The sequence below is a fragment of the Cellulomonas fimi ATCC 484 genome, assembly GCF_000212695.1.
In the GTDB taxonomy this organism is placed as follows: Bacteria; Actinomycetota; Actinomycetes; order Actinomycetales; family Cellulomonadaceae; genus Cellulomonas; species Cellulomonas fimi.
In genome coordinates, this window is sequence record NC_015514.1 from 258962 (window position 1) to 272946 (window position 13985).

General features: G+C 76.0%; 11 protein-coding genes. 2 read left to right on the forward strand and 9 right to left on the reverse strand.

Going from position 1 to position 13985, the window contains the following annotated elements:
• The first annotated feature begins 319 nt into the window (after nt 1–319).
• Nucleotides 320–1936, forward strand: a complete 1617-nt coding sequence (locus tag CELF_RS01160) for a methyl-accepting chemotaxis protein (protein WP_013769410.1) — start codon at nt 320–322, stop codon at nt 1934–1936.
• 170 nt (nt 1937–2106) lie between these two features.
• On the opposite strand, the gene hemL is transcribed toward CELF_RS01160, so the two are convergent.
• The 6 genes from hemL to hemE all read right to left on the reverse strand — a co-directional run bounded on the left by hemL (nt 2107) and on the right by hemE (nt 9412).
• Complete coding sequence (gene hemL / locus CELF_RS01165; RefSeq protein WP_013769411.1) at nt 2107–3465, reverse strand: glutamate-1-semialdehyde 2,1-aminomutase; 1359 nt, start codon at nt 3463–3465, stop codon at nt 2107–2109.
• Nucleotides 3465–4463, reverse strand: a complete 999-nt coding sequence (gene hemB / locus CELF_RS01170) for a porphobilinogen synthase (protein ID WP_013769412.1) — start codon at nt 4461–4463, stop codon at nt 3465–3467. The genes hemL and hemB overlap by 1 nt, the downstream gene beginning before the upstream one ends.
• Nucleotides 4460–5434, reverse strand: a complete 975-nt coding sequence (locus CELF_RS01175) for a uroporphyrinogen-III synthase (RefSeq protein ID WP_049791411.1) — start codon at nt 5432–5434, stop codon at nt 4460–4462. Before CELF_RS01175 ends, hemB begins: the two co-directional genes overlap by 4 nt.
• Nucleotides 5431–6411, reverse strand: a complete 981-nt coding sequence (hemC, locus tag CELF_RS01180; RefSeq protein WP_013769413.1) for a hydroxymethylbilane synthase — start codon at nt 6409–6411, stop codon at nt 5431–5433. The genes CELF_RS01175 and hemC overlap by 4 nt, the downstream gene beginning before the upstream one ends.
• A 374-nt stretch (nt 6412–6785) precedes the next feature.
• Nucleotides 6786–8324 carry a protoporphyrinogen/coproporphyrinogen oxidase gene (locus tag CELF_RS01185; protein WP_013769414.1) on the reverse strand — a complete coding sequence of 513 codons (1539 nt, stop codon included), beginning with the start codon at nt 8322–8324 and terminating at the stop codon, nt 6786–6788.
• 23 nt (nt 8325–8347) lie between these two features.
• Nucleotides 8348–9412, reverse strand: coding sequence for a uroporphyrinogen decarboxylase (gene hemE, locus CELF_RS01190; RefSeq protein WP_013769415.1), 1065 nt, complete (start codon nt 9410–9412; stop codon nt 8348–8350).
• A 45-nt stretch (nt 9413–9457) separates the two neighbouring features.
• Here hemE and CELF_RS01195 point away from each other — a divergent pair, with 45 nt between their 5' ends.
• Nucleotides 9458–10726, forward strand: a complete 1269-nt coding sequence (locus CELF_RS01195; RefSeq protein ID WP_041553298.1) for a glutamyl-tRNA reductase — start codon at nt 9458–9460, stop codon at nt 10724–10726.
• Between the two features lie 126 nt (nt 10727–10852).
• Here CELF_RS01195 and CELF_RS01200 read toward each other — a convergent pair whose 3' ends face one another.
• The 3 genes from CELF_RS01200 to CELF_RS01210 all read right to left on the reverse strand — a co-directional run bounded on the left by CELF_RS01200 (nt 10853) and on the right by CELF_RS01210 (nt 13834).
• Nucleotides 10853–11704 carry a hypothetical protein gene (locus tag CELF_RS01200; protein ID WP_126297936.1) on the reverse strand — a complete coding sequence of 284 codons (852 nt, stop codon included), beginning with the start codon at nt 11702–11704 and terminating at the stop codon, nt 10853–10855.
• 328 nt (nt 11705–12032) lie between these two features.
• The gene (gene purB, locus CELF_RS01205; protein WP_041553679.1) at nt 12033–13490 is read right to left on the reverse strand and encodes an adenylosuccinate lyase; all 1458 of its coding nucleotides are present in this window, start codon (nt 13488–13490) and stop codon (nt 12033–12035) included.
• 68 nt (nt 13491–13558) lie between these two features.
• Nucleotides 13559–13834 carry a CBU_0592 family membrane protein gene (locus tag CELF_RS01210; RefSeq protein WP_013769419.1) on the reverse strand — a complete coding sequence of 92 codons (276 nt, stop codon included), beginning with the start codon at nt 13832–13834 and terminating at the stop codon, nt 13559–13561.
• Nucleotides 13835–13985: the final 151 nt, after the last annotated feature.

Sequence of the window (13985 nt, forward strand, 5' to 3'; positions counted from 1 at the left end):
CGTGAGGTGCCGCGCGGGCGACCACCCGGGCGCCGCGTCGGACGCCGAGCTCCACGCTCGCACGTCGGTGCGGGCCGACGCACCCCGGGGACGCGAGTCGGGTGCCCCGGGCGAGCACCTCCGCGACCGGGTGACGCGGCTCGCGCGACGCGTGATCCCGCGGATCTGACCCCCGCGACGCCTCAACGCACGGTCCATGCGTCCGAATGGAGGGGCGATGGCGCCGACCCTCCGGCGCCGTCCCCGGGCGGGGGGCGCACCACGGGGCCTGCGGCCCGACGGGCGACCCCTCCGGGTGACCCGAGCGAGAGGCCGACCCATGAGCACCACCTCCTCCGCGCCGCCGCGCCGTACCCACTGGTTCCGCGACCGCGGCATCCAGACCAAGATCCTCGCGACGCTCGCGGTCGCCGGCGTCGTGGTCATGGGCTCCTCGACCTACGCCGTCATCTCGCTGGAGCAGGCCCGGGCCGACATGGAGACCGTCGCCGGGGTCCAGGAGAAGATCGGCGACGTCCGCTCGCTCGTGCACCAGAACCAGCTCAAGGGCCGCATGATCGTGGCCCAGATCGCCGCCTCCGACGAGGCCACCGACAAGCAGACGTGGCGCAAGGCGCTCGTCGAGAACGACGCCGAGCTCAACGGCCAGATCGAGGCCTTCACCGCGACCGAGGCGGGCACCGCCGAGTCCTGGCAGGACTTCCTCGTCCGCTACGACGAGTTCCTCGCGATCCGCGACGGGCAGCTCGTGCCGTCGGCCATGCAGGCGGACCTGCACGAGTACGCGCGCGTGCGCGACACCGTCGCCCAGCCCGCGATCGAGGCCTACGTGGCCGACCTCGACACCGTCGCCGAGGAGATCACCGCGTTCATCACGGACCTGAGCGAGCAGTCCCAGGCCCGCGCCGCCCGGGCCGTCCTCGTGCTCGTCGGCAGCCTCGTCGCCGCGATCGCCCTCGCGACCGTCCTGACCTGGGTCGTCGTGCGCTCGATCCGCCGCTCCGCGGTCGAGGTCCGCGGCGCCCTGCAGGCCATGGCGGGCGGCGACTTCACCGTCACGGTGCCCGTCCGGTCCGGCGACGAGATCGGCCAGATGGCGCTCGCCCTCGGCGTCGCCCAGGAGTCGGTGCGCGCGACCCTCTCCGGCGTCGTCCAGACGGCCGAGACCGTCGCCGCCGCGGCGGAGGAGCTCGCCGCCGCCTCGCAGCAGGTCAGCGCCGCGCAGGAGGAGACCAGCGCGCAGGCCAACGTCGTCGCCAGCGCCGCCGAGCAGGTGTCCCGCAACGTGCAGTCCGTCGCCGCCGGGTCCGAGCAGATGGGCGCGTCCATCAAGGAGATCGCGCTCAGCGCGTCCGAGGCCGCGAAGGTCGCCCACCGCGCCACCGAGATGGCCGCCGTCACCAACGACCGGGTCGCCCGCCTCGGCTCGTCCAGCCAGGAGATCGGCAACGTCGTCAAGGTCATCACGTCGATCGCCGAGCAGACGAACCTGCTCGCGCTCAACGCGACCATCGAGGCAGCCCGCGCGGGCGAGGCCGGCAAGGGCTTCGCCGTCGTCGCCGGCGAGGTCAAGGAGCTCGCGTCCGAGACCGCCAAGGCGACCGAGGACATCGCGCGGCGCGTCGAGGCGATCCAGGCCGACACGTCCGGCGCGGTCGAGGCCATCGGCGAGATCGGCACGATCATCGACGCGATCAACGACTACCAGCTGACGATCGCGTCGGCGATCGAGGAGCAGACGGCCACGACCAACGAGATGTCGCGCGGCGTGACCGACGCCGCGACCGGCTCCGGCGAGATCGCCGCGAACATCACCGGTGTCGCCACGTCGGCGGCGACGAGCTCGCAGGTGCTGTCGCAGGTCGGCACGTCCGTCGACGAGCTCGCCCGGATGTCCGCCGACCTGCGCGGGCGGGTCGCGGCCTTCACGTACTGACGCGCCCGGCTCGACGAACGCCCGGCCCCGGTCGACCTCGCGGTCGCCGGGGCCGGGCGTTCGTGCTGGGCCGGGCGTTCAGGCTGCGGCTGCGCCGGGGGTTCGGGTGTGGCTGCGCCAGGCGTCCGGGTGCGGCTGCGCCGGGCGTCCGGGTGCGGCTGCGCCGGGCGTCAGGCGGGGGGCGTCGCCGCGGCGGCCGCGCGGGCGGCGTCCGGGAACGCCTGCAGCACGCGGTCGAGCGCGGCGTCGTCGTGCGCGGCCGAGACGAACCACGCCTCGAAAGGCGACGGCGGCGCGTAGACCCCGGCCTCCAGCAGCGAGCGGTGCAGCGCGGCGTACCGCCACGACTCCGTCGCCTGGACGGCCGCGTAGTCACGGACGCCCTCGTCGGCGGCCGCCGGCCCGAACATCGCGCTGAACAGGCTCCCTGCCCACTGGACGCTGTGCGGCACACCCTCGGTGGCGAGCGCGCGCGACAGCTCGGTGCGCAGCACGCCCGCGGCCTGGTCGATCCGCGCGTAGACGGACGAGTCCGCGAGCCGCAGCGTCGCGAGGCCCGCCGCGGTCGCGACCGGGTTCCCCGACAGCGTGCCGGCCTGGTAGACGGGCCCGAGCGGCGCGAGCCGGCGCATCACGTCGCGCCGCCCGCCGACCGCGGCGACGGGCAGGCCGCCGCCGATGACCTTGCCGAACGTGTACAGGTCCGCAGCCCAGCCCTCGCGCAGGCCCTCGAGCCCCCACCAGCCGGAGTAGCCGACCCGGAAGCCCGTGAGCACCTCGTCCTGGATGAGCAGCGCGCCGTGCTCGACCGTCAGGCGGCGCAGCTCGGCGTTGAAGCCCGGCCCCGGCGGGACGACGCCCATGTTCGCGGGCGCGGCCTCGGTGATGACCGCAGCGATGCGCTCGCCGTGCGTCGCGAACACCTGCTCGAGCGCCTCGACGTCGTTGTAGGGCACGACGATCGTCTCCGCCGCGACCGCCGCCGAGACGCCGGCCGAGTCGGGCAGCGCGAGCGTCGCGACGCCCGAGCCCGCGGACGCGAGCAGCGCGTCGACATGGCCGTGGTAGCAGCCCGCGAACTTCACGACCAGGTCCCGGCCGGTGTGGGCGCGCGCGAGGCGCAGCGCCGTCATCGTCGCCTCGGTGCCCGTCGAGACCAGGCGCACCATCTCGGCGGCCGGCACGCGCGAGCGGATCTCGTCGACGAGCTCGACCTCCGCGACCGTCGGGGCGCCGAAGCCCAGACCCCGGGCGGCGGCCGCCTGCACGGCCTCGACGACCTGCGGGTGCGCGTGGCCCAGCAGCGCCGGGCCCCACGAGCCGACGAGGTCCACGTACTCGCGGCCGTCGACGTCCGTGAGGTACGGGCCGCTGCCGGACGCGACGAACGGCGGCGTGCCGCCGACCGCGCCGAAGGCCCGCACGGGCGAGTTCACGCCCCCGGGGATCACCGCCTGTGCGCGCGCGAAGGCCTCCGCGCTCGTGCGGCCACCCACGGTCGGCGCCTCACCGCTGCCGTACCGGCTCATCAGTTCTCCTCCGCCAGCCACCCGGCCAGCTCCGTCGCGAAGTACGTGAGCACGTGATCGGCACCGGCACGCCGGATGCTGAGCACGGACTCCAGGATCGCCCGTTCGCGCTCGATCCATCCGTGCGCGGCGGCGGCCTCGATCATCGCGTATTCGCCCGACACCTGGTAGGCGCTGACCGGAACCGTCGACATGGCCGCGACGTCCGCGAGCACGTCGAGGTACGCCAGTGCCGGCTTGACCATGACGACGTCCGCGCCCTCCGCGATGTCGAGCGCGACCTCGCGCGCCGCCTCCCGGCGGTTCGCGGGGTCCATCTGGTACGTCCGGCGGTCGCCCTCGAGCTGCGACTCGACCGCGTCGCGGAACGGCCCGTAGAACGCGGACGCGTACTTCGCCGCGTACGCGAGCACCGCGACCTGGTCGTGGCCCGCGTCGTCGAGCGCGTCGCGCACCACGCCGACCTGGCCGTCCATCATGCCGCTGAGCCCGACGAGGTGCGCCCCGGCCGCGGCCTGCGCGAGCGCCATCTCCGCGTACCGCACGAGCGTCGCGTCGTTGTCGACGGCCCCCGTGGGCGTCAGCACGCCGCAGTGCCCGTGGTCGGTGAACTCGTCCAGGCACAGGTCCGCCTGCACGACGAGCGCGTCGCCCGCCTCCGCGACCGCGTCCGCGATCGCGACGTTGAGGATGCCGTCCGGCGCGGTGGCCTGGGACCCGACCGCGTCGCGGTGCTCCGGGACGGCGAACAGCATGACGCCGCCGAGCCCTGCGCGGGCCGCGTCGCCCACCGCCTGCCTCAGCGAGTCGCGCGTGTGCTGCAGGACGCCGGGCATGGAGGCGATCGGGCGTGGCTCGTCGAGCCCCTCGCGCAGGAACAGCGGCAGCACGAGCTGCGCGGGGTGCAGGCGGGTCTCGCTGGTCAGGCGGCGCATCGCGGGCGTGGCGCGCAGCCGGCGCGGGCGGATACGGCCGGGGCGGGGGGTGGGGGGTGTCACGCGTCCTCCTCGGGGGCGACGTCGGCGTGCGAGGTGGTGCCCCGCGGGGCGGGGGCGGTGCGGGGGTCCGGGCCGGGAGGCGTCGCGTCCTCGGGCTCCGGCGAGGTCGAGGCGGCCGGCGGCTGCTCGGCTGCGGCGACGGCAGCGGCGAGCGCCGCGACGAGACCCGTCATCGTCTGCTCGGCGGCGACCCCGGCGAGCGGGAGGTCGAGCCGTGCGGCCTCCGCGGCCGTCGTCGGGCCGATCGCGACGAGCAGCGTCCCGGCAGGCGGGCGGCCGAGCTGGGCCAGGAGCTCGCGCACCGTGCTCGCCGACGTGAGCAGGGCCGCGTCGATCGACCCGCCGGCCCACGCGGCGCGCACGTCGGCCGCCGGCGGGTCGGCCGGGACCGTCCGGTAGGCGACGACGTCGTCCACCTGCCAGCCACGGGCGCGCAGCCCGTCGGCGAGCGTCGGTGCGGCGAGGTCGCCGCGGGGGAAGAGCACGCGCGTCGACGCGGGGTCGCGCGCGGCGTCGGGAGCGCCCGTGCGGGTCGCGGTGGGTGCCGCGGGCCAGGCGGCGACGAGCGCGCGCGCCGTCGACTCCCCGCGCGGGACGAGCGACGGCGGGACGCCCGCCTCGCGCAGCGCGCGGGCGGTGCCGGGGCCGACCGCCGCGACCTGCACGCCGGCGTCGGCGACGAGTCCCGCGAGCGTGCGGCCCGCGCGCGCGGCCCGCTCCTCCAGCACGGGCACCGCGGCCTGGCTCGTCAGCACGAGCCAGCGGTACCAGCCGGCGCCGAGCGCGAGCAGGACGTCGTCGAGGGCACCCGGGTCCTCCGGGGGCACCGTCTGCACGAGCGGCACGACGACCGCTTCGGCACCGGCGGCGGCGAGCGCGACGGCGGCCGGGCTCACGCCCGCAGCGGGACGCGGGACGAGGACGCGCCGTCCCGCGAGCGGCGGCGTGGACGGCACGTCCGTGGCGCTCACCGCGACGCGCCCAGGTCGGCGAGGTCGGCGGCGCCGTCCGCGAGGAGCGCGTCGGCGAGGTCGGTGCCGAGCGCGCGGGCGGCGACCACGTCCTGCGCGGCCGTGCCGGGCAGCGCGGTGCGGGCCCGACGGCGCAGCGACGCCGTGCCGTCCGTGCGGACGACGACCGCGTCGAGCGTGAGCGTGCCGTCGGCGTCGAGCGTGGCGAGCGTGCCGACGGGTGCCGCGCAGCCCGCCTCGAGCCGGGCGAGCAGCGCACGCTCGGCGAGCACCGCGAGCCGCGTGGGCCGGTCGTCGAGCGCCGCCAGCGCGGCGTGCAGGGGGCCGGCGAGGTCGGTCGTGAGCCCGGCCGCGCGGGTCTCGACCGCGAGGGCGCCCTGACCGGGTGCGGGCAGCATGACGTCGGGACCGAAGAGCTCGGTGACGGCTTCCAGCCGACCGATCCGAGCGAGCCCGGCCCGCGCCAGGACGACCGCGTCGAGGTCGCCCGGGCCGGTCGGCGAGCCCGCGACGCGCCCGAGCCGCGTGTCGACGTTGCCGCGGATGTCGACGACGTCGAGGTCGGGCCGGGCGGCGAGGAGCTGCGCGGCGCGGCGCGGCGACCCGGTGCCGACGCGCGCACCCCGGGGCAGGTCGGCGAGCGTCAGACCGTCCCGGGCGCACAGGGCGTCCCGCGGGTCCTCGCGCGGCGGCACCGCGGCGAGCACGAGGCCCGGGGCGTCGGCCGTCGGGAGGTCCTTGAGCGAGTGGACCGCGACGTCGCACCGGCCGTCGAGCAGCGCGTCGCGCAGCGCGGTGACGAACACGCCCGCGCCGCCGAGGCTCGCGAGCGAGCCGGTGAGCCGGTCGCCGTCCGTGCGGACGCGCACGGTCTCGATCGCGAGGCCGCCGTGGGCGGCGAGGGCGTCGGCGACGTGTCCCGTCTGGGTGAGCGCGAGGGTGCTCGCACGCGTGCCGATCCGGACCTGCTGGGGCATGCCGCCCAGTGTCCATCGCCCGGCGGCCCGGTGTCGAAGCGGGGAGCAGGTCCGCCGGAATGCGGACGCGCGGCCTGTGACCCGGACCTGACAGCCTGTCAGAAAATACCGGCGCGGACGCGTCGAGAAATGCCGCCGGTCACATTTCCGTGCGGGTCGCGACAGGTTGTCAGAAAAAATGCCGGAGAAATGTGAGGCATACCTCGGTGAGGTCCGCCGCCGCCGTCCGTGGCGGTCACCGGACGAAGGGGCCGCGCGGTGGCGCGCGCCGTGACTCGCCCCACGCGCGACGACCGCCGCGGTCCCGTCGCCCGGTCGGACGAGCGAGCGCGCAGCGTCCTGCGCCGCCCGCACGACGGCCCCGCGTCGCCGCGTCAGACGAGCGAGCGCGCCGCGTCCCTCGCCTGCGGCACGACCGCCGCGATCCCGTTGCCCGCCACCCACGCGCCGCACACCGCGACGCCGGGCAGCGTCGACGCCGCCGCCCGCAGCGCGGCCACGGCCTCCTGGTGCGCCGCGCTCGGGCGGGGGAGGGCCTGCGTCCAGCGCACGACGGCGTGCCCCCGGACCGCGGAGGCGGGCAGCGGGACACCCAGCAGGACGGAGGCGTCCCGACGCGCGAGCTCGACCAGCTCCGCGCGGTCCGACGGCACCGCGTCCTCCTCGCCGGCGCGGCCGTACGACAGCCGGACCACGTGGCGGCCGTCGCCCGCCGCGGCCGCGAGCCACGGCCACTTGGCGGTGCCGTGCGTGAGTGCCTTCGCCGTGACGTCGTGGGCCTCCCGCGCCACGAGCACACCCGTGCCGCGCGGGGCCGCGTCGAGCGCGCTCGCGTCGACGACCAGCGTGACGAGCGTGACCGCCGCCCCGGGGTCGAGTGCGAACGAGCCGGGCTCGGCGACCAGCGGCGCGAGCAGGTCGGCCGCGACGGGGGCGGCCACGACCAGCCGCGGCGTGCGCAGCGTCTCCTCACCCACGACCACCTCGTAGGCGGCCGCGGTGCCGCCCTCGTCGGTCGTCCGGGGCGTCCCCTCGCCGGCCGGCGTGAGGTCGTCCTCGTCGGTCGTGCGCGGCGACGCCTCGTCCGCGACGGGGTCGGAGGCGTCGACGGCGCCGCTCGCGTCGGTGGCTCCCGGGAGTGCGGTCGTGCGGGCGGGGGCGGCCGAGGCCCGGCGCACCGAGGTCACCACGCTGCGTGTGCGGACCTCCCCGCCGTGCGCCTCGACGTCCGCGACCAGGGCGCCGACGAGGACGTGCAGCCCGCCGTCGAGCCCCTGCACCGCCGAGCCCGCCGGGGCCGTCGCGCGCAGCGACCGCACGGCCCGCGCGAGCGACCCCCGCGCACCCTCGAGAGCCGCCGGAAGCCCGGGCGCGACAGCACCCACCGGGAGGTCGTCGGGGTCGGCCGCGTGCACGCCGCCCACGACCGGGCGCACGAGCCGGTCGAGCACGCGTGCGCCCATCCGTGCCCGCACCAGCGCGCCGAGCGTGGGTGCCCCCGCACGGGTGGGCAGCACCAGGTCGAGCGAGGCGCGCAGCGACCCCACCAGGCCGATCGTGCGGCGCACGTCGCGGCTCCACGGCTGCGACGGGATGCCGAGCAGGCCCGTGCGGGGCAGCGGCCCGTCGCCGGACGGCAGGTGCACCCACGAGCCGTGCGGGGCCGGCAGTCGCACCCGGTCGGTGAGCCCGAGCTCGTCGAGGTACGCCGACACGACACCCCCGCGCGTCGCGAACGACTCCGCACCGGCGTCGAGCCGCAGCCCCGCGACGGTGTGCCCGCGGACGGCGCCCCCGGGCGCGTCACGGCCCTCCAGGACGACGACCCGCAGGCCCGCGTGGGCCAGCTCGCGGGCCGCGACGAGTCCGGCCACGCCGCCCCCGACGACGACGGCGTCCCAGCGGCTGCTCACGTCGGCGCGTTCCACGGGCGTCGTCAGAGGGAGTGGACCAGGGTGACGACCCGCGTCAGGACGTCGGGGTCCGTCTCCGGCGGGACGCCGTGGCCGAGGTTCACCACGTGCGCGGGCGCCTGCGCACCGCGAGCGACGACGTCCCGGACGTGCGCCTCGAGCACGGGCCACGGGGCGGCGAGCAGCGCCGGGTCGATGTTGCCCTGCAGCGGCGTGGTGCCGCCGAGCCGGCGGTTCGCCTCGTCCAGCGGGAGCCGGTAGTCGACCCCGACCACGTCGGCGCCGACGTCGCGCATCGCGGCGAGCAGCTCGCTCGTCCCGGTGCCGAAGTGCACCTTGCGCACGTCGAGGTCGGCGACCGCGGCAAGCGCGCGCGCCGACGCGGGAGCGACGTGCGCGGTGTAGTCCGCGAGGCCGAGCGAGCCCGCCCACGAGTCGAAGAGCTGCGTCGCGCTGGCACCCGCGAGCACCTGTGCGCGCAGGAACGCGCCCGTCACGTCGGCCGCCCACTGCGTCAGCGCGGTCCACGTCTGCGGGTCCGCGTGCATGAGCGTCCGCGCGGCGAGGTGGTCGCGCGACGGGCCGCCCTCGACCAGGTAGGCGGCGAGCGTGAACGGCGCGCCGGCGAAGCCGATGAGCGGTGTGCTGCCGAGCTGCGCGACGGTCGCGGCGACGCCCTCGCTGACCGGCGCGAGCCGCTCCGGCGTCAGCGGGCCCAGGTCGCGCAGGCGGGCGACGTCGTCCGCGGTGCGCACCGGCGCGCCCATGACCGGGCCGACGCCCGGCTTGATCTCCACGTCGACGCCCGCGAGCCGCAGCGGCACCACGATGTCGGAGAAGAAGATCGCCGCGTCCACGTCGTGCCGGCGCACCGGCTGCAGCGTGATCTCGCTCGCCATGCCCGGGTCCAGGCACGCGTCGAGCATCCGCGTCCCGGCGCGCAGCGCCCGGTACTCGGGCAGGGATCGGCCGGCCTGGCGCATGAACCAGACGGGGCGGCGCGAGGGGCGCTCGCCGGAATACGCGCGCACGAGCGGCGAATTCGCGGTGCGGCCGTCGACGAGCGGATGTGTGACGGGAAGAGGCACCTGTCGATTGTGCCCGACAAATGTCGGGATGATTCAATCGGGACCGTGGTGCTGCTGTCCCTGGTCGCCAGTCACCACGACCTCGACCTCACCGTGCTGGAGCGTCTCTCGTCGGACGTGCACGCCGTGGGTCGCGAGCTCGTGCGGGCGTCCACCCCCGTCACCGGTGCCGTCGTGCTCGCGACGTGCAACCGGTTCGAGCTGTACCTGGAGGTCGGTGACGCCGACCAGACGCCCGCGGCCCTCGCGGCCGCGTCGCAGGCCGTCGCGGCCCGCTCGGGGTACGCCGCCGACGAGGTCCTCACGCACCTGCGCCCCCTGACGGGACCCGCCGCGGGCGAGCACCTGTTCGCCGTCGCGTCCGGGCTGGAGTCGATGGTCGTCGGCGAGCGGGAGATCGCGGGACAGGTCCGCCGCGCCCTGACGACCGCTCGGCGCGACGGCACGACGACGTCCGCTCTGGAGTCGCTGTTCCAGGCGGCGTCCCGCGTGTCGCGCGCGGTCGAGTCGGAGACCGGCCTCGGGTCCGCCGGGCGCTCGGTGGTCGGCGTCGCCCTCGACATCGCCGAGCGCGGGCTGCCGCCGTGGCCGGACGTGAGCTGCGTGCTCGTCGGGACCGGCTCGTACGCCGGGGCTTCGCTCGCGGCGCTCAAGGCCCGTGGCTGCGCCGACGTCCGGGTCTACTCGCCGAGCGGCCGCGCCGGCCAGTTCGCTGCGGCGCGCGGTGTCCGTGCCCTGCCCGCCGGGGCCGACCTCGCCGCGGAGCTCGCGGGCGTCGACCTCGTCGTCGCGTGCAGCGGCGCCGCCGGCGCGGTGCTGCAGGTCGACGCGCTCGCACAGGCCCGCTCCGGCCGGGACGCTCGACCGCTCACCGTCGTCGACCTGGCCCTGCGGCACGACGTGGACCCGGGCGTGCGGCACCTGCCCGGCGTCCGTCTCGTCAGCCTGCACACCGTCGCCGAGCACGCGCCGGCCGAGCACGCCGCCGTCGAGTCGGCGCGGCGCATCGTCGTGGAGGCGGCCGACGCCTACGAGGCGGACCAGCGCGTGCGCGAGTGGAACCCCGCGGTCGTGGCCCAGCGCACGCGCGTGCTGGGTGGCCTGGAGGAGGCGCTCGCCGCCCTGCCCGAGGGTGCGCGGGACGAGCGCGGCGAGCGCGCGCTGCGCCGTCGCACGCGTGCGCTCCTGCACGGTCCGACGGTCCGGGCACGCGAGGCGGCGCGCGCGGGTGACGCCGCCACGTACGGCGCGGCCCTGGCCGAGCTCGCCGCGATCTCCGTGCCGGACGTGCCGACGCCCGCGTCGGTGGGCTGAGCCGCCGGTCGCCGGGCGACCGGGGCCGGACATGATGCGTGCCGGGCCTGGACGGGGGGGAGGGCCAGGCCCGGCACGCGTCCGGGAGGGATCACGGCGTCGTCGACGCGTCCCTGGTCTGTGTCGTCAGTAGGCCACCGTGTGCCGCTGCGCGGCCGGGCCGGGGGCCCAGGTGTGGGGGACGACCTGGTTGGTCTGGATGTCGGTGAGCTCGGCGGCGTAGACGATGCCCTCGTACACGCCGGCCTCGATGCGCTCGAGGTGGAGCCGCTCGGCGCGCTCGATGTCGTCGCCGAGGTGGGAGATGCGGGCGACGACGTAGCGCTGCGCGTCCTGCCACTGGTCGACGACACGCACGGACAGGCCGTTCCAGCGGGCGGTGAGGTCGAGCTCGAACAGCTCGGTCACGTCCTCACGGGCCACCCGGCGGTACCAGCGGCCCGACGGTGCCTGCTGGAAGCCGGTCTCGGCGAGCGGGGGGTTGGCGAGCGCCAGCACGACGGTGTGGCCCCCGTCGACGACGTCCGCCTCGAGGTACGCGCCGTGCCACTTGGCGACGGGGCCGACGCACCGCGAGAGCGAGGCGGGGGCGGGCCGGTGCGCGCCGAGCTGCGTGACGGTCCAGCCGGTGCCGACGTCGCCGTAGCGCGCGAGGAGCGTCGCGGTGCCGTCGTCGTAGACCCGCACGAGCTCCGCGCCCGGGGGGATGCGGGAGTGGCGGAGCCACCACAGCGGGAGGATGTAGCCGGGGACGTCGCGGTACTGCAGCTGCGGCGAGGACTCGAACCGCAGGATGTCGATGGAGCGGTCCCAGGGGCTGAACGGCGACCCCTCGTACCCGAGCCCGTGGACCTCGAAGAGCTGCGCCGGGGTGGTCGCGAACGCGACGTCCTCGGCCCGCACCACGTAGCCGGCCACACGGTCGTGCCCCGCGGTCAGGATCGCGCGGGTGAGCGCTGGCGTGATCGCCTTCTGCATCAGGGTCACGGTGGGCATCCTTGCCGAGGAGGGAGGAATCGGAGGAACCAGACGGATCGGTGCACGATTGTGCAGCCGTTCACGGGCACCTGTCCAGGTCGGTTCACCCATTGGTGTAACTCTGCAGGTCAGCGGTGGTGGGAACGTTCCCGGTCGAAGCGGTTCGACCACATGAGAACGGGATGAGAATGTGTCGAATCGATGCGAACGCATCGATCGGGCGACGGAGTCGCCGCGCGCAGCTGTCCGGACCGTGCTAGGGCGACGGTCGCGACCCAACGGTCGCCCTCCCGCGGCGGGCCGCCGCGGGACCTAGGTCCGGGGTGCGTCAGCGGTCGAGGTACGCCACCAGGTCGGCTGCCAGGCCCGTGTAGCCCGCCGGTGTGAGGGCCTGCAGGCGCTCCTCCACGTCCGCCGGGAGGCCCAGTCCCGCGACGAACTCGCGCATGTCGTCGGCCGTCAGCCGGCGCCCGCGCGTGAGCTCCTTGAGCCGCTCGTACGGGTTCTCCATGCCCGTCACGCCCGCCACCGACGCCGCCCGCATCGCCGACTGCACGGGCTCCCCGAGGACCTCCCAGTTCTCGTCGAGCTCGCGCTCGAGCAGGGCGACGTCGACGTCCAGCGCCTTCAGCCCGCGGCGCACGTTGTCGATCGCGAGGAGCGAGTGGCCGAACGCCGGGCCGATGTTGCGCTGCGTCGTCGAGTCGGTGAGGTCGCGCTGCAGGCGGCTCGTCACGAGAGTCGCCGACAACGTGTCGAGCAGCGCGCACGACAGCTCGAGGTTCGCCTCGGCGTTCTCGAACCGGATGGGGTTGACCTTGTGCGGCATGGTCGACGAGCCCGTCGCGCCCGCCACGGGGATCTGGATGAACACCCCGCGCGAGATGTAGGTCCACACGTCGGTCGCGAGGTTGTGCAGCACGCGGTTGAAGCGCGCCACGTCGGCGTACAGCTCCGCCTGCCAGTCGTGCGACTCGATCTGCGTGGTCAGCGGGTTCCACGTCAGGCCCAGGTGCTCGACGAACGTCCGGCTCACGACCGGCCAGTCCGCACCCGGGACCGCGACGACGTGCGCGCCGAACGTGCCCGTCGCGCCGTTGATCTTGCCGAGGAACTCGTCGCCCGCGACGCGCCGCAGCTGGCGGCGCAGCCGGTGCGCGAGGACCGCGAGCTCCTTGCCGAGCGTCGTCGGCGTCGCGGGCTGGCCGTGCGTCAGCGCGAGCAGGGGCTGGTCCTTGTGCTCGTGCGCGAGCGCGGCCACCTCGTCCGTCAGGGCCGTCGCGGCGGGGAGCCACACGTCCTGCACCGCACCGCGCACCATGAGCGCGTACGACAGGTTGTTGACGTCCTCGCTCGTGCACCCGAAGTGCACGAGCTCCGAGACGTGCGGCAGGACCGTGCCGGGCCCGAGCGCGGCCGGCGCGTCGGCGAGCCGCTTCTTGAGGAAGTACTCGACGGCCTTCACGTCGTGCACGGTCGTGCGCTCGATCTCCGCGAGCTCGGCGACCTCCGCCGCGCCGAACGTCGCGACGACGTCGCGCAGGTACTGCTCCTCCGCCGCCGAGAGCGTCGGGGCGCCCGGCACCACGCCGTGCTGCGCGAGGTGGATCAGCCACTCGACCTCGACGTGCACCCGCTCGCGGTTGAGCGCCGCCTCCGACAGGTGGTCGACCAGCGGCGCGACCGCCGCGCGGTACCGGCCGTCGAGCGGGCCGAGGGCGATCGACGGCGTCACGTCGGCCAGACGGACGCGCGCGAGGGGGGCGGAGGCGTCGGGGGAGGACATGCCGGCCATCATCCCAGAGGGGTCCGGGGCGGTGGGGCCGCCGTCCACACGCTGCGCGGGGCGCTGCGTCAGGCCGCGGGCGGGACGCTCGGGGTGCGGTGGCGGCGGGCGCGGACGAGGCTCGTGACGGCGTGCAGCGCGACGGCCGCCCAGACGACGTTGGTGACGACCGACGGCCAGACCCCGCTGCTCGCCGCGACCGCGCCGAGCATGAGCCCGCTGACGACGTTCGCGGCCTGGTAGCGGCCCGACGTCGGTGACCAGCGGCCGCGCGTGACGAGGATGTAGGCGGTCAGGCACAGGGCCGCGCCGACCCAGCCGAGCGCGGTGACGACGACGGACACGGGCATGCTCCAGGCAGGCGGAAGAAGGTGAGGGGGCCGTCGTCGCCGGGATGCCGAGCACGTGCGGTGCGACCAGTGTGGCGTCGCCGGGGGTTCAGCACAATCGAAGTCGACTAAGCCAGGGGTTTAGCAGCGATGAACTACGATCGCC